Below are 25,474 nucleotides of genomic sequence, written 5' to 3'. Positions count from 1 at the left end.
CGGCATTGCAGATTTTGAAACTGCGCCTCTAGCATAGTCATGTTGATGCGCCAAAGTCAATCGGACAGGGACGAGGCGGAACGATCCGTTGTTATGCCACCGCGCCGAAAAAATTTGGTGCCGCACCATAGGGCATGGCACACTAGCCGTTTCAGAGGCTACAGGCAGCATGATGCGGAACAGGGGTTATGGATTGCGGGGGGCGTGGCAGGCATTGCTACTGGCATCCTGCCTGGTTGCGGCGCCCGGACGGGCGGCCAACCAGCTCACCTACCCGCTCACCAGCGATGGCATCGATAGTCGTTACGACTACGATTGGGCCGTGCTGCGCACGGCGCTTGAAAAGACCACGCCGCAGTACGGCGTATTCGAACAGCACCAGTCCACGGTGGCGATGTCGCCGCCGCGCGTGGTGCAGGAGATGTCGTCGCCGTCGGGACGCATCAATATCTTCGTGCGAGCCACTACACCGGAGCTGGAGCGCCAGTTCCTGCCGGTGCGCCTGCCGGTGGACCGTGGTTTGCTGGGCTACCGGCTGCTGCTGATACGCGGCGCCGACCAGCAGCGCTTCGCCCGCATTAAGAACGTCGCCGACCTGCGCCACCTGCGCGCGGGCCTGGGCCAGGGCTGGGCCGACATCCCCATCTTCCAGCGCGCGGGCGTGCCGGTGGTGGAAGGCAGCAGCTACGACGGCCTGTTCGCCATGCTGGAGGCGGAGCGCTTCGATTTCTATTCACGCTCGGCCGACGAGGCGATGCGCGAATTCCAGGAGCGTCACGACGCCCATCCGCAGATGGCGGTGGAACAAACGCTGCTGCTGCACTATCCGCTGCCGCGCTACTTCTTCGTACGGCGCGATGCCGAGGGCAAGCTGCTGGCAAAGCGCATCGAGACCGGCATGGAGATGATGATAAAGGACGGCTCGCTGAACACGCTGTTCCAGCGCTACAAGGGAGACTTGATCAAGAACACGGCCATGCACAAGCGCCGCGTCATCAACCTCGCCAATCCCAAGCTGACGCCACAGACGCCGCTGGCGCGCGGCGAGCTGTGGTTCAATCCCCTCACCGGCAAATAAGCCGGCATACGCCGGTCAAGGCCAGATAGCCTGCAGCACGGCGGCCAGGTTGTAGCCGCCCTGGATCAGCTGCGTTTTGGCGGCGGCCGAGCTGGGGACTGGATAATCGTCCGGCACCGTCAACGCCCAAACGTTATAGACTTCGCCGGTCTTGCTGGTCTGCTGGCCAATCGCGCCCGCCGTCACGCCGGCATGCGCCAGCTTGGCCACGGCCAGCGACTGATCGGCCCAGGCATACGGCCAGCTGATTGGATCGCCGGTATTGGCGATCACCGCCGGCTTCCCAGCAATAACCAGCTGCGCAAACTCCTGCGGCGAGCGCACGCCGACGCGGCGGAACACATAGCTCACCACCGTCGTGTCCCAATACGAATGGAAGGGACGCGTCGTCTGCGGCGCGCGCGGCGGCGTGCCCGGCGCAGCCGGCTTGTCCTCCGACGGCGCGGCCGGTATCAGCTGCGCGCTGTTGGCGCTCAACTTGATATCGTCCAGCAGCAGGTTGTTGCCGCCCCGCGCGTCGAACATATTGACCGCGTCGATCTGCGCCTGCTTCTGCGGCACCACGAAGGCGCCGTTCTTGTCCACAAAGGCCGCGCCCACATGCAGCGGCTGCACCACGTCGCCGGCCAGGTGGGTCAGGATCAGCAGCGCCTGGCGCGGCGTGAAGCCATGCGGGTTGCTGATCTTGTCGCCCTTGCCCTGCAGCGTGGCGATGCACTGCTTGAGCGTCTGCACGATATCGTCGTCGGCGGTGCCGGCGTCATGGTCGTGGTAGCGCGCGTTCTGGAACGGCACGTCGGTGTAGTGGTATTCGCTGTGCTGCGGATTGGCGGCGACGTAGGCCATCATCTCTTCGCTCTGCGGGCCGCAATACGTGCCCTTGACGCAGTCGGCCCAGGTCGAGATTTTTTCCAGACTCTCGCCGGGCAGCAGCAAGGCCTTCACGCGCTGCCCTGCATTGCTGCCCTGGATCAGCTGGTCGGCAATGGCGCCGACGGCGCGGTGGCCGTCGTTACCCCATGCGTGGGCGTTGAACGAGACGAAGGCGCTGCTCAGCGCCACGGTTAAAACAAGCTTCTTCATTCAGGACTGCCTTTAGCGGGTTTCGGATATTTCTTGTTGATGTCCAGCGGCTGCGCGTACTGCGAGCTCCAGGTCTGTTCGTGCAGCGCGGCCAGGCGTTGCGCCATCTTCTCGTTGCGCATCACCACTTCCAGGTTGCGCGACAAATCGAAGTAGCCGCCGCTCCAGTTGCTGGTGCCGACCCACGCGACCTGGTTGTCGATCACCATGGTCTTGCTGTGGATGACGCGCGCAAACGGAATGAAGCCGCTGCTGGCGGTCGGCAGCGTGACCACGCGGATCTCCACGTTGGGCAGCACGGCCAGGCTTTTCAGGTAGACCTGCGGCAGCTCTTCCAGGTTCCAGTTGGAGACCATCAGCTTGATCTTGACGCCACGGTTGGCGGCGGCGCGCACCGCGTTGTCGATCACGGCGTAGTAAGGACGCGTGCCTTTCGGGCCGTAGCTCAGCGGCGCGTAGTCCAGCAGCTGCACCCGCACTTCACTCTTGGCTTCCGCCAGCAGCGCCGGCAGGCCCGCCTCGGAATCGCCGACGCCGGCCGGATTGAACTGGTTAGGGCTGGACAGCAGGAAGGCGCCCTGGTGGATGTCCGGCGTGGTGGCCTTGACGTTCAGCGCCGCCGCTACCTGGCCCTGCGCGGTGATCGCCTGCGCGCGCCAGTCCTGGTTAAACACCGACAGCACCTGGCCGACGATCTTCGCGTCGGTGATGCGCAAGCCGGTTTCGTGGATATGCTCGAACGAGCGCCAGTCGAAGTTCTGGCTGCCGATGTAGGCGGTCGCGCCATCCACCACCAGGTATTTGGCGTGCAGGATGCCGTTGCCGGTCAGCTTGTTGAAATCGATGATGCGCAGTTCCAGGTTGGGGATCGCCTTCAGCTGCTCGATGGTGGCCTTGTCCGACAGGCCCACGCCCTTCTGGTCCAGCAGGAAGCGGATCTTGACGCCGCGCTTGCCCGCAGCCGCCAGGTGCTCGATCACCTTATTGAACACGCTGCCCTCGTGGCCCACCACGTAGAACTGGCCCAGCACGATCTCGCTCCTGGCGCCGTCGAACAACTCGTTCCAGACGGTGGCCGGGTCGCGCAGGTCGCTGCTGTGCAGCGGCGTTTCCACAGGCGCGGTCTGCACCAGTTCAAAACCGGGAATGGAAAACTCGGCGCGCGCAGGCAGGGCCGACGCCAGCAGGGCTGGCAGCAAAACGGAAAGTAAAACGCGACGCATGGTGACTCCTAAGGTTGTTGCAGGCGCTTGATGCGCCCCTGTGTTTCGCTGCGGCCGGCCGGCTTGCCGTATTGTTCGCGCCGGGTCAGATAATCGGTCAGCGCATCGATATCGCGGATATTGGTCTCGGCGCGGTTGGCGCCCAGGGTGAAGGCCGGGAAGGCGTCGCCGCCCTCGGCCAGGAAGTTGTTGACCACCACGCGGTAGACCGTGCCATTCTCGATCGGTAGGCCGTTCAGCATCAGCGTATCGGCCAGCACCTTGCTGCCCTCGCCGCGCCGTGGATCCCAGGTGTAGCTGAAGCCATCCGACACCTGCAGCAGGCCGCGCGTGATATCGCGGCCGCCGTGCCATTGCTGCTCCAGCAGTTCGCGGATCTGCGCGCCGCGCAGGTTCATCACCACCAGCGAATTCGTGTACGGCAGCGCCGCCAGCAGCTGGCCGACGCTGACGCGGTTGCCCGCGCCGGTGTCGAGGTCATGCCGCAAGGAGCCGTTGTTGACGAAGGCGATCTGCGCGCCGTAGGGACGGCCCGCGGCCAGCGTGGCGTCCGTGACCAGGTCGCCCAGCGCGGACTCGCCGTCGTCCTGCTTCTCGCGCGGCACGCTCGGCACGGCCAGCGCCGCCACCGGACGCGCCAATGCGCTGGCGCTGCGGTCGCGCACCGTTTTCAGATAGGCGTCCAGCGCCGGATTGGCCGGCCAGGTACCGGGGATCATCACCTCCTGGCGCGCGCTGACGTCGCGCAGCGTATTGCTGGCCGTATCGACGGAGAGCTTGATGCGCGACAGGACGTGGCCGCCCATGTCGGACTGCGTCACCAGCCGTCCGTCCACGCGGCACAGATAGCCGCGATGCGAATGGCCGCTGACCACCAGCCGTATCGCCGGATCGAGGCGCTTGACCACGTCGACGATAGGCCCGGTCAGATGGCTGCATTCCTGCTGGTCGAATTTATCGGTGGTGCGGCCGCCCTGATGGATCAGCACCACGAACACGCCCACGCCCTGCTTGCGCAGCTCCGGCAGCTGGCGATTGATGGCGTCCGCCTCGTCGACGAAATCCAGGCCGGCGATGCCGGAAGCCGGCGCCTTCTCGGTGGCGTCGCGCAGCACCGCGCCGATGAAGCCGATCTTGACGCCGTGCGCCTGCTCGATCTTGTAGGCCGGCAGCAGCGGCTTTTTCGTCACCATGTCGATGACGTTGGCGGCCAGGTACTGGAACTTGGCGCCGCCGTAGGGGTTCTCGAATTTGCAGGCCTTGTCGGCGCGCGGCGAATTGCAGCCGCCCTTTTGCTGGCGCAGCAGCTCCACCCGGCCGGCGTCGAATTCATGGTTGCCGACCGAGCTGGCGCGCAGTCCCAGCAGGTCCATCGCGGCGATGGTCGGCTCGTCGGCCCACATCGACGAAATCGCCGGGCTGGCGCCGATCAGATCGCCGGCGCCGACCAGCAGCAGCTCGGGATCGGCCTTGCGCCAGGCTTGCAACGCGGCGCCCAGCGTGTCGATGCCGCCGGCGACCACGGTGCGCGGCGCGCCGCCGTAGGCGCTGTCGAGCACATATTTGCTCGCTTCGATATTGCCGTGGAAATCGTTCAGCGTCACCAGTTCGATATCGGTGATGCCCGGCTGCGGCGCCGGCTTGAACAGCGTGCAGGAAGACAGGACCAGCACGGCGCCGCACGTCAGTACGGGCCGCAGTGCGCGCGCCGGCAGGGAAAGCTTGATCATCTAACGTTACTCCGGATTCGGCAGCCGCCCTGATGGCGGCGGCCATATGCGAACGTCGCGCGCGGCGCTCGCATATGGCCGGATCGAAAACAACCCGGCCCGAAAACGACAACAGGCCCGAAGGCCTGCCTGTCAGATAAGGTCTGGAGCGTACACCAAAGTGCGTGCACCAGACCGGTATCTTAACTTAGAAGTCGACGCGCAGCGTAGCCGACACGAAGCGTGGAGCGCCCAGATAGTAGAACACGCTCTTCGCCGTCACGCCTGGGAAGGCGGTGGCGTTGGTCACGGACTGCGACGATGGATTGCGGTACTGGCGATCCATCAGGTTCGACACGTTCAGGGTCAGCTTCGGATTTTTGAAGAACTGGCCGCTTGGGAACTGGTAGCCAGCATCGAAGTCGATGGTGGTGTAGCCAGGAACCAGTTCGTCGTTGGCCAGGGTCGCCTGCTGGTTGCTGGTGACTTTAGCTTTCAGACGGGTGTACCAGCTGTTGGTCTCGTACGAAGCCGACAGGCCGCCCTTCCATTTCGGGGTCAGTGGGAACTGGTTGCCCTTGGTTGGCAGGTAGATGCCTTTGCCAGCCTGCAGGTTTTCCTGGATCTCGCTGCTGCTGTAACCCAGCGAAGCGTAGAACGACCAGCCATTGACCGGGGTGTTACCCGCTTCAACTTCGAAGCCCTTGTTCTTCACCTTGCCGACGTTGGTCAGCGTGGAGGTCTGCGAGTTCGGGTCGAAGGCGGTAGCCTGACGATCCTTGAAGTCGCTGAAGAAGATGGTGGCCTGGGTGGTGATGGCGGTCGTCTGGTGACGGTAGCCCATGTCCAGGTTCATCGAGGTTTCCTGGCGCACGTCGCCCAGCAGGGTCGGCAGATTGTTAATCAGCGACAGGTTGCCGTTGGTGGTCGAGTACACGAAGTTAGGTGGCGCCTTCATGTTCTTGGCCAGGCTGGCGAACAGCTGGTCGTCGTTGGTGATGCGATAACGCAGGCCCAACTGTGGCAGCACGGTCGAGTAGGTCTTGTTGTAGCTATAGGTAACGCCCGAGTTCGGCGCAGTCTGGCTATTGCCTTCGTTGGCGTAGTTGGTGAAGTCGCGCTTGACGTGCGGGGTACGCAGGCCTACGTTGACGGTCAGCTTGTCGTCGATGAAGGTGGCGGTGTCCTGAATGAAGCCCTGGAACGCGGTGGAGATGCTCTTCCAGTCGCGCGACTGGTACAGCGAACCGTCCGGACGCGTCACCAGGCCATCACGCAGCCAGATGTCGGTGGTGTTGCCGTTGTTGTCGACTTTTTCCATCGGGCCGGTTTGCTTGTGGGTAGCGCGCTCATACCAGAAGCCAGCCAGGATCTGATGGTTTTCCCAGTTATGGGTCACGGAAACCGATGCGCCTGGACGCTGGGTACGGGTGATCGAGCTGTTGTATACCCAGACTTTGTCCAGGGTGTCGCCGTCGCCGTTCAGGTCGACGCCAACGAATTTGCCGGTGGCCGGATTCAGGAAAGCATTTTCCTGTTGCAGTTTCTGCTGCACGCCGCCGGTGCCGTAGCCGTACCACAGGTAAGGCAGGAACTTGATGTCGGTGTTTTCGCCGATGCGGAACTTGGCGGTTGCCGAAGCAATCACGTTCTCGAACGGACCCATGGCCAGCTTGTAGAAGGAGTCGGCGTTGTTCTGTGCCGGATCGCTGACTGCCTTGCCTGGGCTCGCTGGTGCGTGGCCGATGAAGGTGGTGCTGTAGTCGTAGTAATAACCGTTCTTGTTCAGGTCGGCCAGGTTGAAGGTGCTCAGGTTGTTGTTGAACTGGCGGTTATACAACACGGTACCGTGGATGTAGTTGAAGCGATCCCAGTCGTAGTTGAAGCCGATGTCCATGTGCTTGCGATTGGCTTCGCCGGCGCCTTTCCACTTGTCAGCCTTGGCTTGCGAGACCGAGACGAAGACCTTGGCCTTGTTATCCCAGAAGCGGCCGGTGTCGTAGCGCAGATAGGTTTTGAACATGCTCAGCTGACCCAGCGACTGGGCGACGCGGAAGCGCTGCTTGTCTTCTGGTTCGCAGGTGGTAATGCCGAAGTTACCGCCGGTGGCGCCAACTTGTGGGGAGTCGACGTCGGTCGAACCCTGGGTCACGAAGGTGGTGCAGGTGTTTTCCTGGTCAACGTATTCTTGTGGGAACACGGCGAAGTTACCCGAGTCGTTCACTGGAACGCCGTTAATGGTCGCGCCGATCTGGTCGCTGTTGAAGCCGCGCAGGGTCAGACCGCCGCCGAACAGGCCGGTCGCGTCGTAGCCGTAGGTGTTCACTGCTGGCAGCAGGGCCAGAGCGTCGTAGGCGTTACCGGTAGGACGCTGTTTCGCCAGTTCCTCGGCGGTAACGGTCGAACGTGCTTTTGGCACGTCTTCCTGCACCATCAGGCCCATACCGACTTTGCGGCCGGTAATGGTCACGGTTTCAGTGGCTGGCTTGGCGGCCGGAGCGGCGTCGGACTGTGCGAACGCGGCGCCCATGCAGACCATCTGGCAGGCCAGAGCGACCAGGCTCAGACGCAGCTTCGGATTGTGTTTAACGGCGGATTGCATTAAGGGAACTCCCAGTTTATGTAAAAAAATTTATTGTGTTCTTCGATGCCTGAACCGGACGGGCTTGTGGCCTTCGGTCACATTCTTGACACAAAGTGCCCATGACATCACAAAATTGTAACCAGTAAATATTTCATCAACATGACAAGAAGTCAGTTGATCAGACTGCCACTACCTTATCTGACTGACATTTGCATGCAACGCCCTGAAAACCGCAACAAAGTTGGCAGTTTGCAAGCATATCAAGCCACTATGCATCAGCAAAAAATGTGTGACAAATACGATTTACTTTAGGGATTTAGACGAAAGCGATATAAATGGGGCGCTGAACCGCGCAGGTTTCGCTCTGTAAGCGAGGCGCATCTTTAAGGGGAGCATTATAGTTGACGGTGCGCCGCTTGAAATAAATTCATGCGAAAAACGCACAAACTGGTGCAGGCTAGCCACCATATGTCGCAATGCTGCCACACTTCGGCCGAAATGTGACATATATGACAAGCCGCGAAAAAAGCGGCTGGAAGGGATTTAGATCTGTAACACTAATCTGCTCGTCGCGGCAGCGCAACATCCGGGGCCGGCCAGGCCGGCCCCGGAGCGGACTCAGCGGCCCTTAGCGATCGCGGCCTCGAATTTGGCGAACTTGCCGTCCAATGCCTTCAATAACCGTTGTTTATCAGCATCGGCCAGGAAGGAATAGCGGATGCTGTCGTAGGACAGCTTCTTGATCTCGGCATAGTCCGGCTTGTAACGGGCTGCGTACAGCACGTATTCGCCTGACAGGTTGTTGCGCGACACGCCGGCATCGTCGGTGGACAGCACGAACGGCACGCCGTATTTTCGGTACAGCGTGACAGGATGGGCCTCGCCCTTGACGCCCAGGATGAACTGGTTGCTGGTCAGGTTGACCTCGACCGGTATCTGCTTGTCATGCATTTTTTTCATGGTCGCCAGCGAGCCGGTCTCGTGGGCGATGTCGATGCCGTGGCCGATGCGACTGGCGCCGGCGACGTCGATGGCGTCCTTGATGTGGAAGGTCAGGCCTTCCGGCGGCACCACGCCGAGCGCCAATTCGCCCGCATGCAACGCCAGTTTCACGTCCGGCTGTTTGGTTTTCAGGAACTTAAACATCTGCATGTGCAGCGCGTAATCGTGCATCGAAACGTTGACGCTCTCCTGGCCGACGATGTTCACGCCGACGATTTTCGGGTGCGAAGTGGCCAGCTTGAAGCTCGACACCATCTGCGAAAACACCTGCGACGGCGTCAGGAAGCGCAGCGCGAACGGCTGGTAGCGCATCGTGAAGTTGTCGTCGTCGATGCCGACGCTGGCGGTGTTGACGTTGTCCAGGTAGGACTTGATCCAGCCCTGGAAGGCGCCATTGGTCTCCAGCTTGGCGGCGTAGCTGGCCAGGTCGGCGTCGGTGATGCCGCCGGCTGCGGCCTTGCGGTCGAAGTCGGCGTCCTGCGCCATCGGCGCGATCTCGTAGATGGTCTCGATATAGCCCAGGTTTTCCTGGATGGCGCGCTGCTTCAGGCGCTGCAGGCCGTCGGCCGCGTTGGTCGATGCCACCGGGCCGAAGAAGCCGAAGGTGTCGAAGAACTGGCGGTCCGGCGGCGATTGCAGCGCGCCGTGGTTGTAGAAGTCCTTGTCGGACCAGCGTTGCAGCAGGTTGGCCAGCACGCTGTTATTGTTCATCACGTCCTGGCCGGACAGGCAGACGCGGTCGGCCAGCGGCTTGGCCTGCTCGGCGGCGGTGTCGGCCTTGTTGGTGTCGATCAGATAGGTGTTCTTGTTGACGCAGAAGCCTTCCTTGTCCACCCACTCCAGATACTGCTCGGCGTAGATCGCGCCCGAGTAGTGGTGGTGCAGATCGCCGCCCTTCGGCATCAAGGTCAGGAACATCGTCAGCTCGGCCGTCTTCGGCTCCGGTCCCGCGACCAGCGCGGCGAACTGGCGCTTGGCGATCTCCTCGTTGCTGGCCGCTTGCACACCGTGCGGCAAGGCGCAGAACAGGGCGGCGGCGATGGCGGCGGCCTTCAGGCTGGCGATATTTTTTTGCATGAGTCTTCCAATGTGATTAAGTCATTACGCGGGCGTGCACCTGGCGGCCGGCCGAATAGGTCGCCGCCACCGCACGGTCGTCGCCCAGCAGCGCGAGCGCGAACAGCAGTTCTTCCAGGCTGACACCGCGCGCGGTGCGCCGTTGCAGCAGCGGCGTGGCCTGCGGATCGAGCACGATGAAATCCGCCTCGGCGCCGACGGCGAAATTGCCGATCGTGCCCTCCAGCTGCATGCTGCGGGCGGCGCCCAGCGTGGCCAGGTAAAACATCCGCAAGGCCGGCAGATAACTGCCCTTCAGTCGCGCTACTTTATAGGCTTCATTCATCGTTTGCAACATCGAGAACGAAGTGCCGCCGCCCACATCGGTCGCCAGCGACAGCAGCACGCCCGCCTGGTCGGCGCGTTCGAAGTCGAACAGGCCGCTGCCGAGGAACAGATTGGAGGTCGGGCAGATGGCGGCGGCGGACTGCGTTTCGGCCATGCGTGCGCGGTCCCGCTCATTGAGCCAGATGCAGTGGCCGTACATGGCGCGCGGCCGCAGCATGCCGTAGCTGTCGTACACGTCGATGTAGCTGCGCGAGTTGGGGAACAGCTCGCGCACCCACGCGCACTCGGCTTCGTTTTCGGAGACGTGGGTCTGGATGTAGGTATCGGGATAGGAGCTTGCCAGTTCGCCGGCCAGCTGCAGTTGCGCTTCGGTGGAGGTCGGCGCGAAGCGCGGCGTGATCGCGTACAGCGCGCGGCCGCGCTTGTGCCAGCGCTGGATCAGCGCCTCGGTATCGCGGGCGCTGGATTCGGCGGTGTCGCGCAGGAAGTCCGGGCAGTTCCGGTCCATCATCACCTTGCCCGCCACCATGCGCAGGCCGCGCTGCTCGCTGGCGGCGAAGAAGGCGTCCACCGATTGCGGATGCACGGTGCAGTAGACCATCGCGGTGGTGGTGCCGCAGCGTAGCAGCTCGTCGAGGAAGAAGTCTGCCACGCCGGCTGCGTGGCTTGGGTCTTCGAACTGGCGCTCGGTCGGGAAGGTGTAGGTCTCCAGCCATGGCAGCAGGCCTTCCGCCGGCGAGGCGATCATGTCGGTCTGCGGGTAGTGCACATGGGTGTCGATAAAGCCGGGCATCAGCAGCTTGCCGCTGTAGTCGTGCAGCTCGGTGCCGGGCGGCAGCGCCGCGTGCAGCGTGGCGTAGTCGCCGGCCGCCTGTACTTTGCCGTCGGCGACGATCAGCAGGCCGTCCTCATGCCAGACATGCGACTGCGCGCTGAACGCCGGATCGGCGAGAAAGTGCAGCAAGCTGCCGCGGTAGGCTTGCAAAGTGTTAGGCATGGCGATATCCCGGAGAGGAAAGCTGATTCTAACGCGATGCGGCCAGGCGCACCGGCACGGTTACGTCGAGCGCGGCGATCTGCTGCGCTTCCCACACCATCAGCAATTGCGCGCAGACGGAGGCGGCTATCGCTGCGGGCAGCTTGTTGGTGATGCCGGCGATGCCGATCGGGCAGACCATGGCGGCTATGCGTTCTTGCGGCAGGCCGCGCGCGGCCATGCGGCGTTCGAACTGCACGCGCTTGGTCTGCGAGCCGATCAGGCCGAACCAGCCGACATCGGCGCGCGCCAGGATCGCTTCGCTCAGGCTCTGGTCGAGTGCGTGGCTGTGGGTCATGACCAGATAGCTGGCGCCTGCGGGGGCTGCGGCCACCAGGGCTTCCGGCGCGTCGGTGGCTTCGACGGTGACGTTGGCCGGTATCGACTCAGGGAACATGTCCTCGCGTTCGTCGATCCATGTGACGGTGCAAGGCAGTTCGCCCAGCATGCGCACGATGGCCGCGCCGACATGGCCGGCGCCGAACAGCAGCAGGTGCGCGCGCGGCGCCAGGCAAGGGTCGGCCAGCCAGCGGCGGCCTGCGGTGTCGCGCAGGATGTGGGTGCCGCGCTGGTGGTCGATGACGGGGAAAGCTGGACCGAATACCGCAGGCTCGCCAGAAATGGACGCCTCGCCTGCGCCCGCGACCACGGCGCCATCGGCGTCAAGCAGCAGCGACACAGGCGCGCCATCGATGGCGCTGAGGCGCCAGCTGTCTTCACGCCAGCGCTTGCGCAGGCTCGCCATGACATCGGCCAGCGATGCGTCGATCAATTCGAAAGCGAGATGTACCACACCACCGCAGCACTGGCCCAGCGTCGGCCCGAGCGCGTAACGCTCCAGCCGCGCTGGCACGCCCTCGCCCGTCCGGGCGGCGCTTTTCAACATGCTGCGGCCGACATCGACCGCGCACATCTCCAGATGACCGCCGCCGATGGTATCGGCCTGGCCGCCAGCCGTGACCAGCATGCGGGCGCCGGGCTCGCGAGGGCCAGAGCCCTCGACGATCGCCACCGTCACCAGCACCGCCGGTTCCGCCATCACGGTTGTCAGCCACTCGTTCATGTCGATATCCTCAGGCCGCGAATTCCACCGCAGCGATCGCGCGCAGTATCTCTTCGCTGGTAGCCGGAGCGTTCAGCGGCGGATTCACGCGATGTCCGCCGACGCTGGAAATCGCATCGCGTATCGCAAAGAACACCGAGAACGGCAGCAGCAACGGCGGCTCGCCCACGGCCTTGGAACGGTGAATGCTGTCCTCGACGTTACCGTTGTCGAACAGCCGCACGCGGAAGTCCTCCGGGCAGTCGGACACGCCGGGAATCTTGTACGTCGACGGCGCATGCGTCATCAGCTTGCCGGCAGGGTTCCACCACAACTGCTCGGTGGTCAGCCAGCCCATGCCCTGTATGAACGCGCCCTCCACCTGGCCCAGGTCGATGGCGGGATTGAGCGAACGGCCAGCGTCGTACAAGGCGTCGGCGCGCAGCAGCTTCCATTCGCCGGTCAGCGTATCGACCACCACTTCGGACACGGCGGCGCCATAAGCGTAGTAGGAGAACGGATGGCCGTTCATCGTCTTCGGATCCCAGTGCAGTCCGGGCGTGGCGTAGAAGCCGTCGGACCACAGCTGCACCCGCGCCAGATAAGCCTTCTGCACCAGCTCCGGGAACGGCACCACATGGCCATTCACATGCACGGCGTTGTTGAAGAACTGTACCGGCACGCCATCCTCGTCGCCATACAGCTTGATGGCAAAGGCGGTCAGGCGTTCGCGGATCTGGCGCGCTGCATCCTGCGCCGCCTTGCCGTTCAAGTCCGCGCCGGTGGAAGCGGCCGTCGCCGAAGTGTTGGCGACCTTGCTGGTGTCGGTGGCAGTGGCGCGCACGTGATCCAGATCGAGACCCAGTTCATGCGCCACCACCTGCATCACCTTGGTGTTGATGCCCTGCCCCATCTCCGTGCCACCGTGATTGACCAGCACCGAACCATCCACATACACATGCACCAGCGCGCCCGCCTGGTTCAGGTGGGTAACGTTGAAGGCGATGCCGAACTTCAGCGGCGTCAGCGCCAGCCCTTTCTTCAGTACGGGGCTGGTGGCGTTGTAGGCTTCGACGGCGGCGCGGCGCGCGCGGTATTCGCTGCTTTGCTCCAGCTCCGCCGTCAGCGCCTCGATCACGTTGTCGACGATCTCCTGGCCGTAGGGCGTGACGTTGCGCTCCGTCTTGCCGTAGAAATTCAGGCGGCGGATATCGAGCGCGTCGCGGCCCAGGTTGCGGGCGATTTCGTCGATGATGTATTCGATCGCAATCGCGCCCTGTGGGCCACCGAAGCCACGGAAGGCGGTATTCGATTGCGTGTTGGTCTTGCCGCAGCCGGCGCGGATGTCCACGTCAGACAGATAGTAGGCGTTGTCGAAGTGGCAGACGGCGCGCGTCGCCACGGGACCGGACAAGTCGGCCGAGAAGCCGGCGCGCAAGGTCATGTCGACCTTGGCGGCGACGATCTTGCCGCTGTCGTCGTAGCCGACTTCATATTCGTAGAAGAAGCAGTGACGCTTGCCGGTGACGAGCATGTCGTCATCGCGGTCTGCGCGCAGCTTGACCGGGCGGCGCAGCTTGGCCGCAGCGATGCTGGCCGATGCCGCCCACAAGGCCGACTGCGATTCCTTGCCACCGAAACCACCGCCCATGCGGCGGCACTCGACCAGCACCTTGTGCGAATGCACGCCCAGCGCATGAGCGACCACGTGCTGCATCTCGCTCGGGTGCTGGGTCGAGCATTGCACCATCATTCCGTTGTCTTCCTTCGGGATCGCGTAGGCGATCTGGCCTTCCAGGTAGAACTGCTCCTGGCCGCCGACAAACAACTGGCCCTTGACCACATTGGGCGCGCTTTCGAACGCTGCCTGATAATCGCCCCGTTTGAGCTGCATCGGCGGCAGCACATACGACTGCGCCGCCTTGGCTTCCTGCGGTGTGAAGATGGCCGGCAGTTCGTCGTAGGCTATCACGGCGCGGCGGGCAGCGCGACGGGCGTTGTCGTGCGTGTCGGCGACGACGATGAAGACCGGCTGGCCGACATACATGACCTCTCCCGCGCTCAGGATAGGATCGTCATGGATGATCGGCCCGCAATCGTTGGTGCCGACGATGTCCGCAGCAGTGTAGACCGCCACCACGCCGGGCGCATTGCGCACCGGCGTCAGGTCCATCGCGCTGATGCGCGCATGGGCCTTGGTCGACAGGCCCAGCGCCGCATGCAGCGTGCCTTGCAGCTCAGGGATGTCATCGGTGTAGGTGGCTTGTCCGAGCACGTGCAGCTCGGCCGATTCATGCGGACGGGCGACGCCGACCGCCTTCCACGCTTGCGCGGCGAGCAGCGAGGGAGCGACTGGTTGATTCATGATGGCTCCTTTCAGGCGCGGCAGGCGAAGGCGTTGACGGCATCGGCCGCCAGCGGTGCGTCGGCGCGGGTTTCGAACCAGAAGCGGCGCAGCAGGTTCTGCGCCGTCTGCATGCGGTAGGTGCTGGAGGCGCGCATGTCCGACAGCGGCGCAAAATCCTGCGCCAGCATGTCCATCGCCACGCGCAGATTGGCTTCGTTCCAGCGCAGGCCGTTCAGCACGGCTTCGGCACGGGCCGCGCGGCGCGGCGTGGCTGCCATGCCGCCGAAGGCGATGCGCGCATCCACGACAAGATCGCCATCGAGCTTGAACGCGAACGCGGCGCAGACCGCCGAGATATCCTGGTCGAAGCGCTTGGCCAGCTTGTAGGTGCGGAACTGCACACCCTCGCGCGGCAGCGGCACGCGCACGGCGGCCACGAATTCGTCGGGCCGCATATCCTTTTTCTGATAATCGAGATAGAACGCTTCCAGCGGCATCACGCGTTCGCCGGCCGGACCGCGCAGCACCACCTCGCTGCCGACGGCGATCATCCACGGCATCGAATCGCCGATCGGCGAACCGTTGGCGACGTTGCCGCCCAGCGTGCCCGCGTTACGGATCGGCAGCGATGCGAAGCGCTGCCACATCTCGCTCAATTGCGACGGATACAGGCGGCACAAGGCTTCGTACGCATCGTTCAGCGTAACGCCCGCGCCGATGTGCAGCATGCCGTCCGCTTCAACGACGGTTTGCAGCGCGCTCACGTGGCCGAGATAAATGATGTCACCCAGATCGCGCATCTGCTTCGTCACCCACAGGCCGACGTCGGTGGAACCCGACAGCAGCGTGGCTTTCGGATGCGCGGCGCGCAGCGCCACCAGCTCGTCCAATGTGCGCGGCGCGTGGAAGCTCTGGCCGTGCGCGGTGTAGCTGCTGCCGGCGTCGCGCTGCAAGGTGCGCAGCTGCGCGGCCAGCGCGGCGCGGTCGAAGCCGGCCTTCGGCAGTTCGGTCATGCGGTGCGCGGCGTCGATGATGGGGCGGTAGCCGGTGCAGCGGCACAAATTCCCTGACAGGCAATCGTCGATCTCCTTGCGCTGCGCTGGCTGGCCGTCCTTGTCGAGGTACATGCCCCACAAGGACATGACAAAGCCCGGCGTACAGAAACCGCATTGCGAACCGTGACATTCCACCATCGCCTGCTGCACCGGATGCAGCGTGCCGTCCGGCTGCTGCAGGTCTTCCACGGTGAACAGGGCTTTTCCGTCCAGCGTGGGTGCGAACTGGATGCAGGAGTTCACGGCCTTCATCTCCAATTGGCCGGCGGCGTTCAGGCTGCCGACCACCACGGTGCAAGCACCGCAATCGCCTTCGGCGCAGCCTTCCTTGGTGCCGGTGCAATGCAGATCCTCGCGCAGGTGCTGGAGCACGGTGCGCGTGGGCGCGGCGCCGGAGATTTCCTGCACTGCGCCGCGGTAGTAGAAGCGTATCGGTTCGGACATCGTGACCTCAACCTGCGTATGGATGGGTTTTGCGCCAGTGCTCGGCGATATCGATGCGGCGGGTGATCCACACATTATCGTGCTTTTGCACGTAGTCGAGGAAGCGCGCCAGCGCGGCGGCGCGCGCCGGGCGGCCGACGATGCGGCAGTGCAGGCCGATAGACAGCATCTTCGGCTGATTCAGGCCGGCCGGGTCGCCCTCGGCGTACAGCACGTCGAAGGCGTCCTTCAGGTAGTCAAAGAACTGCGTGCCGGAGTTGAAGCCTTGCGCGGCGGCGAAGCGCATGTCGTTGGTGTCCAGCGTGTACGGCACGATCAGCTGCGGCGCGGTGGCTGCATTGCCGCCGGCGTCTGTGTAGTCGACCTTTTGCCAGAACGGCAGGTCGTCGCTGTAGTTGTCGGCATCGTAGCGGAAGCCGCCGTGTTCCACCACCAGGCGCTTGGTCTGCGGCGAATCGCGGCCGGTGTACCAGCCCTGCGGCGCGCTGCCGGTCAGCTCGCGGATGATCTGCACCGCTTCCTTCATGTGGGCGCGCTCGGTGGCTTCGTCCATGTTCTGATAGGTGATCCAGCGCAGGCCGTGGCAGGCGATTTCGTGGCCCAGTTCCTGGAAGGCGGCCACCGCCTCCGGGTGGCGCTTGAGCGCCATCGCCACGCCGAAGACCGTCAACGGCAGCTTGCGTTCCTCGAACATGCGCAGCAATCGCCACAAGCCGGCGCGCGAGCCGTACTCGTAGATCGATTCCATGCTCATGTGGCGGTTGCTGAACGAGGCGGCGCCGATGATCTCGGACAGGAAAGTCTCGGAGCCGGCATCGCCGTGAAGCACATTGTTTTCGCCGCCCTCTTCGTAGTTGAGGACGAATTGCAGTGCCACGCGAGCCCGGTTGGGCCATTGGGCGTGAGGCGGCTTCGGGCCGTAGCCGATCAGGTCGCGCGGGTAGCTTAGGTAAGTGCTGTCGTAGTTGGTCATGGCGCTGGCTAGTCTATGAGGAATATATCTGCAATCATATATGCGTAGAACGGCATCGGTATATGATTTGTCCAATAGATACTTATTACCTACCGATATAGGACTTACCATGGGCAAGCTTAGTACACACGTTCTCGATATCACTGTCGGCAAACCAGGCGTCGGCGTCAAGGTGGCTTTGTACGCCGTGACGGCGCAGGGCCGCGAGTTGCTGAAAACCGACGTCACCAACGCCGACGGCCGCTGCGCCGTACCGCTGCTGGAAGGCGAGACCATGAAGCCGGGCAAGTACGAACTGGTGTTCGGCGCCGGCGCCTACTTCGCGGCGCAGGGCGTGGACCTGCCCGAGCCGCGCTTCATCGACGAGGTGACGCTGGCCTTCGGCATCGCCAGCGCGGACCAGAACTACCACGTACCGCTGGTCGTCTCGCCGTGGGCGTATTCGACCTATCGCGGCAGCTGATTTTCAGCCGTTCGGGTGCCGCATCGGCTAAGATGCGCGCACCATGAATGAATCCACTTCAGCGCTAACCGCGTCCTTTCTGCAACAAGCCGTCGAACTGCACCAGCAGGGACGGCTTCAGCCCGCACAAGCCTTGTACCGCCAGGTACTGGAACTCGAACCACGCCAGTTCGATGCGCTGCATCTGCTGGGCGTGATCGCGCGCCAGCAGGGCGACGTACAGACGGCCATCGCGCTGATTGCGCAAGCGATCGAAGTCGATGGCGCGCAAGCCAAAGCGCACTGCAATCTGGGTGTGGCACTGCTCGACGCCGGGCGCGCCGACGAGGCGCTGGCCAGCCATGAACGCGCCATCGCCCTGCAGGAAAACTATGCCATGGCCTGGAGCAATCGCGGCAACGCGCTGCGCCGGCTTGGGCGGCTCGACGAAGCGCTGCTCAGCTACAAGCGCGCGCTGGCGATCCAGCCTTCCTATGCCGAAGCCCACTGCAACCGCGCCATCGTGCTGCAAGACCAGGGGCGCTATCTGGACGCGCTGAGCGCGGCCGAAGACGCCCTGCATATCAAGGACCGCTACGCCGACGCCTGGTTCGCGCGCGGCAATGCGCTGCACTGCTTGCGCATCCTGCCGGAGGCGATTGAAAGCTTCGACCGCGCCATCCATCTGCGGCCGCAATGGGCCGAGGCTTACAACGGCCAGGGCGCGGCCTTGCAGCGGCTGGGCATCTTCGATGCGGCGCTGGACAGCTACGACCAGGCGCTGGCGCTCAAACCGGACTACGCGCTGGCTCACTACGCCCGCGGCAACACGCTGCGCTCGATGCAGCGCAACGAGGAAGCCGTCGCCGCCTACCGCGCGGCGCTGGCGCATGGCGACAATCCTGAAACCATCGCCTTCGCGCTGGCTTCGGTGGGCGCGGGCGAGACGCCGGCCGTGCTTCCGCAGGAATACGTGCGCTCGCTGTTCGACCAGTATGCGAATCACTTCGACCAGCATCTGGTGGAAGTGCTGGACTACCAGACACCTTCCTACCTGGATGGCCTGATACGCCACACCATCGCCGCCGGCACGCTGGCGGATAAGCTGGACACGCTGGACCTGGGCTGCGGCACAGGCCTGTGCGGCCCGTATCTGCGGGCGTACTCGCGCAGCCTGGCGGGCGTCGACCTGTCGCAGCAGATGCTGGACAAGGCGGCGGAACGCGGTCTGTACGACACGCTGACCTGCGCCGATCTGGTCTCCTACCTGGCCAGCCACGATGGCGACTGCGACCTGGCGGTAGCGGCCGACGTCTTCGTCTACATCGGCGACCTGGCGCCGGTGTTCGCAAGCGTGCACCGCGCGCTGCGCGACGGCGGCCACTTCTGCTTCTCGGTGGAGGCGGGAGAAGGCGCCGACTACACGCTGCGCCCATCGAACCGCTACGCCCACACGCAGCAATACATAGAGCGCCTGGCCGCCGCCACCGGTTTCCAGGTGAAAGCCGCCGAACCGCTGACCGCCCGCCAGGAAAACAGCGCCCCCACCGCCGCCCTCGCCCTGATGCTGCAAAAACCAGGGGGTCAAGTCTGACATTTGGACACGAACTCAGCACTAGGCAAGCCCTACGGCCGGGCTCGTGTCCGAATGTCAGACTTGACCCCCAGTTAAAATAGGCAAACTTGCATCGGCGGCGGGCTTGCCTTAGAATTCGAAGCTCTGTGGCTGCGTTTTGGGCCATGCCGTCTGGGCCGGTGCAGTGATCAGGCCGACCAGTTTCCCATGCAAGATTCTTTACGGTGACTCTTGGATACCGTGCCGTTTTGGGCGCAACTTCTTGCGCTCGCTCTCCTGATACTGTGCTCGGCCTTCTTCGCCATGGCCGAAACCGCGCTGATGGCGGCCAATCGCTATCGCCTGCGCCATATGGCCAAGCGTGGCAGCCGCCGCGCCATCACCACCCTGTGGCTGCTCGACCGCACCGATAAACTGCTGTCGCTGGTCCTGATCGCCAATACCCTGATCAACGCCATGGCCACCGCGCTGGTGACGGCCATCGCCATCCAGTCCTTCGGCCATGACGACAACGTCATCACCATCTCCACCGGTGTGGTGGCCTTCCTGCTGATCGTGTTCGCCGAGATTTCGCCCAAGGTCATCGGCGCCACCTTCCCGGAAAAGATCGCCCTGCCCACCAGCGTGGTGCTGAAACCGCTGATGGCGCTGGCCAAGCCGGTGATCTGGTTCGTCAACCTGTTCGTCACGCTGGTGCTCAAGCTTTTCCGCATCAAGGCCGGCGCCCACGCGCACGACGCCCGCCTGTCGCCCGAAGAGCTGCGCTCCATCGTGCTCGAAGGCGGCAACTTCATCCCGCAAAAACACAAGAGCATCCTGCTCAACCTGTTCGACCTGGAAACCATCTCGGTCGAGGACATCATGACGCCGCGCTCGCAGATCGAGGCGCTGAACCTGGAACTGACGGTCGAGGAAATCAAGCGCGAGCTGACCACCTGCTACCACAACAAGCTGCCCGTCTACGAAGGCGAGATCAACCGCATCATCGGCATCCTGCACGTGCGCAAGGCCGTGGCGTTGCTGAACCAGGAAGACGAACTGACCGTCGAGCACTTCCGCGAACTGCTGACCACGCCCTACTTCATCCCGCAGGACACCGGCGTCTTCACCCAGCTCCAGTACTTTCAGGAGAACAAGGAACGCCTGGGCATCATCGTCGACGAGTACGGCGAGGTGCAGGGCCTGGTCACGCTGGACGATATCATCGAAGAAATGATCGGTGAATTTACGACATCGATGCCGGGCGCGGCCCGCGCCGATTCCTTCGGCTGGTCCGAACAGGGCGAGTGCCTGCTGGAAGGCTCGACCGCGCTGCGCGACATCAACAAGCGCCTCGGCCTGGCTTTCCCGCTGGACGGCCCCAAGACCTTGAACGGCCTGATGCTGGAGCTGTTGCAGGAAATACCAGACGCGCCGATCAGCATCAAAGTCGCCAACTGCATCATCGAAGTGGTGCAGGTGCACGACCAGGCGATCAAAGTCGTCAAATTGATACGCCCCTCCGGAAAGCGCGCCCACTAAACCGCGCACTGCTGCGGCAAACGCAACAGTGGGGAGTACAATCGTTTCCGTGGGAGGACAAACGGCTTTACAAATATGATGCCTGAGAGCATCATTCCGTGATCCAGCCCCCTCCATCCAGCAGACGCATCTATGGCAGCAGTCCTACCGAACGCCGCGCCAGGCGCCCCGATGCCGGGGCTGGCGAGGGCATTGATGCAAGCCGGCCGCCTCTCCGCGGCCCAGGCCGACATGCTGCAAAAAAAAGCCGTCACCGACAAGCACGCCTTCATCGATGTGCTGCTGGCCAGCGGCGCCATTGACGCCCGCGCGCTCGCCATGTTTTGCTCCGAAACCTTCGCCTATCCGATGATGGATGTGCAAGCGCTCAACCTCGACGCGCTGCCGGCCAAGATCATCGACAACAAGCTGATGCAGGCTCAGCGCGTGATCGCGCTGGCCAAGCGCGGCAACAAGATGTCGGTGGCGATTTCCGATCCGACCAATACCCAGGCGCTGGACCAGATCAAGTTCCAGACCGAGTCCACGGTCGAACCGGTCATCGTCGCCCATGACGCGCTGCTGCAACTGCTGGCGCGCCTCAACAAGGACAGCGAACAAGCCATCAGCGACCTCGGCGGCGACGAGTCGGACATCCAGTTCGCCGAGGAGGAAGCCCCGGCCGCCGACGCCGCCGCCGATCCCGGCGCCAACGATGTCGAGGACGCCCCGGTGGTGCGCTTCCTGAACAAGATGCTGATGGACGCCGTCAACATGGGCGCCTCGGACTTGCACTTCGAACCGTTCGAAAAATTCTACCGCGTGCGCTTCCGCGTCGACGGCGTGCTGATGGAGCATGCCCAGCCGCCGATCTCGATCAAGGAAAAGCTGGTGTCGCGCATCAAGGTGCTGGCCAAGCTGGACATCTCGGAAAAACGCATCCCGCAGGATGGCCGCATGCGCCTGATCGTGTCGCCGACCAAGACCATCGACCTGCGCATATCCACCCTGCCGACGCTGTTCGGCGAGAAGACCGTGATGCGTATCCTCGACGCCACCCAGGCGCAGATGGGCATCGACGCGCTCGGCTACGACCCGGACCAGAAGGAACTGCTGCTCGACGCCATCCAGCGCCCCTACGGCATGGTGCTGGTGACGGGGCCTACCGGCTCGGGCAAGACGGTGTCGCTGTACACCTGCCTCAACGTCATCAACAAGCCCGGCATCAACATCTCCACCGCCGAAGACCCGGCCGAGATCAACCTGCCCGGCGTGAACCAGGTCAACGTCAACGACCGCGCCGGCCTGACGTTCCCGGTGGCGCTGAAGTCCTTCCTGCGCCAGGATCCGGACATCATCATGGTCGGCGAGATCCGCGACCTGGAAACGGCCGACATCGCCATCAAGGCGGCGCAGACCGGCCACATGGTGTTCTCCACGCTGCACACCAACGACGCGCCGTCGACGCTGACGCGCTTGATGAACATGGGCGTGGCGCCGTTCAACATCGCCTCGTCGGTGATCCTGATTACCGCGCAGCGGCTGGCGCGGCGGCTGTGCACCTGCAAGCAGCCGGTGGAGATCTCCAACGAGCTGCTGCTCAAGGCCGGCTTCAAGGCGCATGAGCTGGACGGCAGCTGGAAGCCCTACGGCCCGGTCGGCTGCGAGCGCTGCAACGGCGGCGGCTACAAGGGCCGGGTCGGCATCTACCAGATCATGCCGATCAGCCCCGCCATCGAGAGCATCATCCTGGCGCATGGCAACTCGATGGAGATCGCCGCCAAATCGGAAGAGGAAGGCGTGAAGTCGCTGCGCCAGTCCGGCCTGGTGAAGGTCAGGAACGGCCTGACCAGCCTTGAAGAAGTGCTCGGCTGTACCAACGAATAGGACATATCCTCATGGCGACTTCTGGCAACGCGGGCAACCAGGTCAAGGAATCGATCTTCGCCTGGGAGGGCAAGGACAAGAGCGGCAAGACGGTGCGCGGCGAACTGCGCGCCGGCGGCGAGGCCGTGGTCAACGTCACCCTGCGCCGCCAGGGCATCATGGTGACCAAGGTTAAGAAAAAAGCCTACCGCAGCGGCAAGAAGATCACCGACAAGGATATCTCGCTGTTCACGCGCCAGCTGGCGACGATGATGAAGGCCGGCGTGCCGCTGCTGCAATCGTTCGACATCGTCGGCAAGGGCCACTCCAATCCATCGGTATCCAAGCTGGTGATGGACTTGCGCGCGGATATCGAGACCGGCACCAGCCTCAACCAGGCGTTCCGCAAGTTCCCGCTGTACTTCGATCCGCTGTTCTGCAACCTGGTGGGGGCCGGCGAACAGGCCGGCATCCTGGAAGACTTATTAACACGGCTGGCAATCTACAAGGAAAAGACGCTGGCCATGAAGGCCAAGATCAAATCGGCGCTGATGTATCCGGTGTCCATCCTGGCGGTGGCTTTCATCGTCACGGCCGTCATCATGATCTGGGTGGTGCCGGCGTTCAAGGAAGTGTTCAAGAGCTTCGGCGCCAACCTGCCGGCGCCGACGCTGTTCGTGATGGCGCTGTCGGAATTCTTCGTGGCGTGGTGGTATCTGATTTTCGGCGGCATCTTCGGCGCCATCTACTTCTTCTTCCGAGCGTGGCAGCGCTCGCTGCAAATGCAGCGCTTCATGGACCGCCTGCTGCTGCGCCTGCCCGTGTTCGGCGACGTGATCCGCAAAGCCACCATCGCCCGCTGGACCCGCACCTTGGCCACCATGTTCGCCGCCGGCGTGCCGCTGGTGGAGTCGCTCGATTCGGTGGGCGGCGCGGCCGGCAACGCGGTCTACCTGGACGCCACCCGCAAGATCCAGAACGAGGTCAGCACCGGCACCAGCCTGACGGTGGCCATGCAGAGCGCCGACGTGTTCCCGAATATGGTGACGCAGATGGTCGCCATCGGCGAAGAGTCCGGCTCGCTGGACGCCATGCTGGGCAAGGTGGCCGACTTCTACGAGGAAGAAGTGGACGAGGCCGTCGCCTCGCTGTCGAGTCTGATGGAACCAGCCATCATGGTCATCCTGGGCGTGCTGATCGGCGGCCTGGTGGTGGCGATGTACCTGCCTATCTTCAAGCTCGGTTCGGTGGTCTGAGTTTCAGCCCGGCGCGTCGGCGCGGCCCAGCCAGGTCGCCAGCCGGCGCCACCAGCCGGCGCGGTTCTGCTGCTGGTAACACACCCGCGCGGGGACTTTGAGGATCACCTCGGTCCCCTGCTCTTCCAGACTCAGCACCTCAACGCTGCCGCCCAGCAGCTCGGCGCGTTCGCGCATCGCCGCCACGCCGCGGTAGCCGGACGGCGGCCGCAGCGCCATGCCCTTGCCATCGTCGCGCACGTACAGCGAGAAGAACTCGCAGCCATACATCAGCTCCAGCTCGATCTGCGCGGCGCCCGCGTGCTGAAAGGCGTTGTACAGCGCCTCGCGCGCGATGCGGTAGATTTCCTCGCTCAGCTCGGCCAGCAACGGCACCGGCGCGGCGCTGACGATCAGGCGAAAATCGGTATTGAAACTCTGCTGCAGCGACTGCCCCAGCGCCGCGAAGGCCTGGCTCAGGTTGTCGCCGCTCACCGCCGGCACGCGCATCGCGAGGATGCGGTGGCGGCCCTCGGCCAGCGCTTCGTCGGCCTGGTCGAGGATGGTTTCTATGGTGGCGCGCTCGGCGCTGCCGTCCGGCAGCCGGTGGCCCACGCCCTGGAAGCGCAAGATCATGCCCTGCATGTTTTGCAGCAGCGTGTCCTGCAAGGCGAAGGCGGCCTGCTCGCGCTCGGCCATCCGCGCCAGCCGGTGCTGGTGGCGGCGCTCGGCGGCGCGCAGGCAGGCCAGCAGGCCGCCCAGCGCCAGACACGCCAGCAACAGGCCCGATAACAACAGCAGCGGGGTCGGAGGAAGGGAGGACAATCGCGAACTCGGCGGCGCAGAATGGCAGGCTCTCCACCTTGCCACACTCTGCGTGGCCTTCCCATATCCCCAAGGAGGGACTTGACGCCGGCGCCCGCACTGAAAAACCGTCCCGCAATGTTGCTGTAATGCTTTAATATGGGCCTCTGTCATCATCTACCGGCCCGACCTGCCATGCCTGAACCGACCTTGTTGTTTGCGCCCGCCGGCGACCTCGCCATCAGCCTGATCGCGGGCGTGTTCGGCCTGCTGTTCGGCAGCTTCCTGAACGTCGTGATCCACCGCCTGCCGAAAATGATGCAGCGCGAATCGGACAACTACTGCGCCGTCGAAGCCGGCAAGGACGAGCCGCACACCGACCGTTACAACCTGGTCGTCCCGCGCTCGGCCTGTCCGCACTGCAATCACCAGATCGGCGCGCTGGAAAACATCCCGGTGGTCAGCTACCTGGTCCTGCGCGGCAAGTGCAGCAGCTGCAAGGCGCCGATCTCGCCGCGCTACCCCGCCATCGAACTGCTGACCGGCGCGCTGTCAGTGGCCGTGGTCTGGCACTACGGCAGCGGCTGGCAAGGGCTGGGCGGCCTGTTCCTGCTGTACTCGCTGATCGCCATGACTTTCATCGACGCCGACACCCAGTTGCTGCCGGACGACCTGACGTATCCGCTGATCTGGGCCGGGTTGCTGCTCAACATCAACCACACCTATGTATCGCTGCAGGATGCGGTGATCGGCGCGGCGGCCGGCTACCTGGCGCTGTGGAGCGTGTACTGGGCGTACAAACTGGTGCGCGGGCGCGAAGGCATGGGCTACGGCGACTTCAAGCTGCTGGCCGCGCTGGGCGCGTGGATGGGCTGGGCGATGCTGCCGGCCATCGTGCTGATGTCGTCGCTGGTGGGCTCGGTGGTCGGCATCGTACTGATGATCGTCAACCGCAAGGGACTGGAATACCAGATCCCGTTCGGCCCCTACCTGGCCGCTGCCGGCCTGATCGCCTTCCTCTACAGCGGGCCGATCACGGCCTTCACCCGTTCCATTTATCCCTATTTCTAA

At 63.8% G+C, this 25,474-nt stretch carries 18 protein-coding genes; 7 read left to right on the top strand and 11 right to left on the bottom strand.

Annotated elements, in window-relative coordinates; genetic code table 11:
• Positions 1 to 169 precede the first annotated feature (169 nt).
• Positions 170 to 1,078 (top strand): ABC transporter substrate-binding protein, encoded by a 909-nt coding sequence (locus GEV02_RS04870; protein WP_152836837.1) that lies wholly within the window; start codon positions 170 to 172, stop codon positions 1,076 to 1,078.
• Positions 1,079 to 1,093: 15 nt separating this feature from the next.
• On the opposite strand, the gene GEV02_RS04865 is transcribed toward GEV02_RS04870, so the two are convergent.
• The 10 genes from GEV02_RS04865 to puuE all read right to left on the bottom strand — a co-directional run bounded on the left by GEV02_RS04865 (position 1,094) and on the right by puuE (position 16,980).
• Positions 1,094 to 2,161: a S1/P1 nuclease gene (locus GEV02_RS04865; protein ID WP_152836836.1), complete on the bottom strand. Its 1,068-nt coding sequence runs from the start codon at positions 2,159 to 2,161 to the stop codon at positions 1,094 to 1,096.
• Positions 2,158 to 3,384 (bottom strand): phospholipase D-like domain-containing protein, encoded by a 1,227-nt coding sequence (locus tag GEV02_RS04860; RefSeq protein WP_152836835.1) that lies wholly within the window; start codon positions 3,382 to 3,384, stop codon positions 2,158 to 2,160. The genes GEV02_RS04865 and GEV02_RS04860 overlap by 4 nt, the downstream gene beginning before the upstream one ends.
• An 8-nt stretch (positions 3,385 to 3,392) precedes the next feature.
• Positions 3,393 to 5,114 (bottom strand): bifunctional metallophosphatase/5'-nucleotidase, encoded by a 1,722-nt coding sequence (locus GEV02_RS04855; RefSeq protein ID WP_152836834.1) that lies wholly within the window; start codon positions 5,112 to 5,114, stop codon positions 3,393 to 3,395.
• Between the two features lie 187 nt (positions 5,115 to 5,301).
• Positions 5,302 to 7,695: a TonB-dependent receptor gene (locus tag GEV02_RS04850; protein WP_152836833.1), complete on the bottom strand. Its 2,394-nt coding sequence runs from the start codon at positions 7,693 to 7,695 to the stop codon at positions 5,302 to 5,304.
• 600 nt (positions 7,696 to 8,295) lie between these two features.
• Entirely contained in the window at positions 8,296 to 9,756 is a 1,461-nt protein-coding gene (locus GEV02_RS04845; protein WP_152836832.1) for an adenosine deaminase family protein, read from the bottom strand.
• Between the two features lie 16 nt (positions 9,757 to 9,772).
• Positions 9,773 to 11,080, bottom strand: a complete 1,308-nt coding sequence (gene guaD / locus GEV02_RS04840) for a guanine deaminase (RefSeq protein ID WP_152836831.1) — start codon at positions 11,078 to 11,080, stop codon at positions 9,773 to 9,775.
• Between the two features lie 28 nt (positions 11,081 to 11,108).
• A complete protein-coding gene (gene xdhC / locus GEV02_RS04835; protein WP_152836830.1) occupies positions 11,109 to 12,182 on the bottom strand; it encodes a xanthine dehydrogenase accessory protein XdhC in 1,074 nt (357 codons plus the stop codon).
• A gap of 10 nt (positions 12,183 to 12,192) precedes the next feature.
• A complete protein-coding gene (xdhB, locus tag GEV02_RS04830) occupies positions 12,193 to 14,526 on the bottom strand; it encodes a xanthine dehydrogenase molybdopterin binding subunit (RefSeq protein WP_152836829.1) in 2,334 nt (777 codons plus the stop codon).
• Between the two features lie 11 nt (positions 14,527 to 14,537).
• Positions 14,538 to 16,007, bottom strand: coding sequence for a xanthine dehydrogenase small subunit (gene xdhA, locus GEV02_RS04825; RefSeq protein WP_152836828.1), 1,470 nt, complete (start codon positions 16,005 to 16,007; stop codon positions 14,538 to 14,540).
• A 7-nt stretch (positions 16,008 to 16,014) separates the two neighbouring features.
• On the bottom strand, positions 16,015 to 16,980 hold the full coding sequence (gene puuE, locus GEV02_RS04820) for an allantoinase PuuE (RefSeq protein ID WP_008445489.1): 966 nt from the start codon (positions 16,978 to 16,980) through the stop codon (positions 16,015 to 16,017).
• Positions 16,981 to 17,089: 109 nt separating this feature from the next.
• On the opposite strand from puuE, the gene uraH reads away from it, so the two are divergent.
• The 5 genes from uraH to GEV02_RS04795 all read left to right on the top strand — a co-directional run bounded on the left by uraH (position 17,090) and on the right by GEV02_RS04795 (position 23,620).
• Positions 17,090 to 17,443, top strand: a complete 354-nt coding sequence (uraH, locus tag GEV02_RS04815; protein ID WP_008445488.1) for a hydroxyisourate hydrolase — start codon at positions 17,090 to 17,092, stop codon at positions 17,441 to 17,443.
• A gap of 43 nt (positions 17,444 to 17,486) precedes the next feature.
• Positions 17,487 to 19,016 (top strand): tetratricopeptide repeat protein, encoded by a 1,530-nt coding sequence (locus tag GEV02_RS04810; protein ID WP_152836827.1) that lies wholly within the window; start codon positions 17,487 to 17,489, stop codon positions 19,014 to 19,016.
• Positions 19,017 to 19,229: 213 nt separating this feature from the next.
• Positions 19,230 to 20,519, top strand: coding sequence for an HlyC/CorC family transporter (locus tag GEV02_RS04805; RefSeq protein ID WP_152836826.1), 1,290 nt, complete (start codon positions 19,230 to 19,232; stop codon positions 20,517 to 20,519).
• A gap of 132 nt (positions 20,520 to 20,651) precedes the next feature.
• Positions 20,652 to 22,385 (top strand): type IV-A pilus assembly ATPase PilB, encoded by a 1,734-nt coding sequence (pilB, locus tag GEV02_RS04800; RefSeq protein ID WP_152836825.1) that lies wholly within the window; start codon positions 20,652 to 20,654, stop codon positions 22,383 to 22,385.
• 11 nt (positions 22,386 to 22,396) lie between these two features.
• Positions 22,397 to 23,620 carry a type II secretion system F family protein gene (locus GEV02_RS04795; protein WP_070267232.1) on the top strand — a complete coding sequence of 408 codons (1,224 nt, stop codon included), beginning with the start codon at positions 22,397 to 22,399 and terminating at the stop codon, positions 23,618 to 23,620.
• A gap of 3 nt (positions 23,621 to 23,623) precedes the next feature.
• Here GEV02_RS04795 and GEV02_RS04790 read toward each other — a convergent pair whose 3' ends face one another.
• On the bottom strand, positions 23,624 to 24,424 hold the full coding sequence (locus GEV02_RS04790; RefSeq protein WP_152836824.1) for a sensor histidine kinase: 801 nt from the start codon (positions 24,422 to 24,424) through the stop codon (positions 23,624 to 23,626).
• A 174-nt stretch (positions 24,425 to 24,598) separates the two neighbouring features.
• Here GEV02_RS04790 and GEV02_RS04785 point away from each other — a divergent pair, with 174 nt between their 5' ends.
• Entirely contained in the window at positions 24,599 to 25,474 is an 876-nt protein-coding gene (locus tag GEV02_RS04785) for a prepilin peptidase (RefSeq protein WP_152836823.1), read from the top strand.

Origin of the sequence: Rugamonas aquatica (assembly GCF_009380215.1) — a bacterium.
Lineage (GTDB): Bacteria > Pseudomonadota > Gammaproteobacteria > Burkholderiales > Burkholderiaceae_D > Rugamonas > Rugamonas aquatica_B.
The sequence above is the reverse complement of the archived record's forward strand: the minus strand, read 5'-3'. Positions and strand labels throughout refer to the sequence as shown.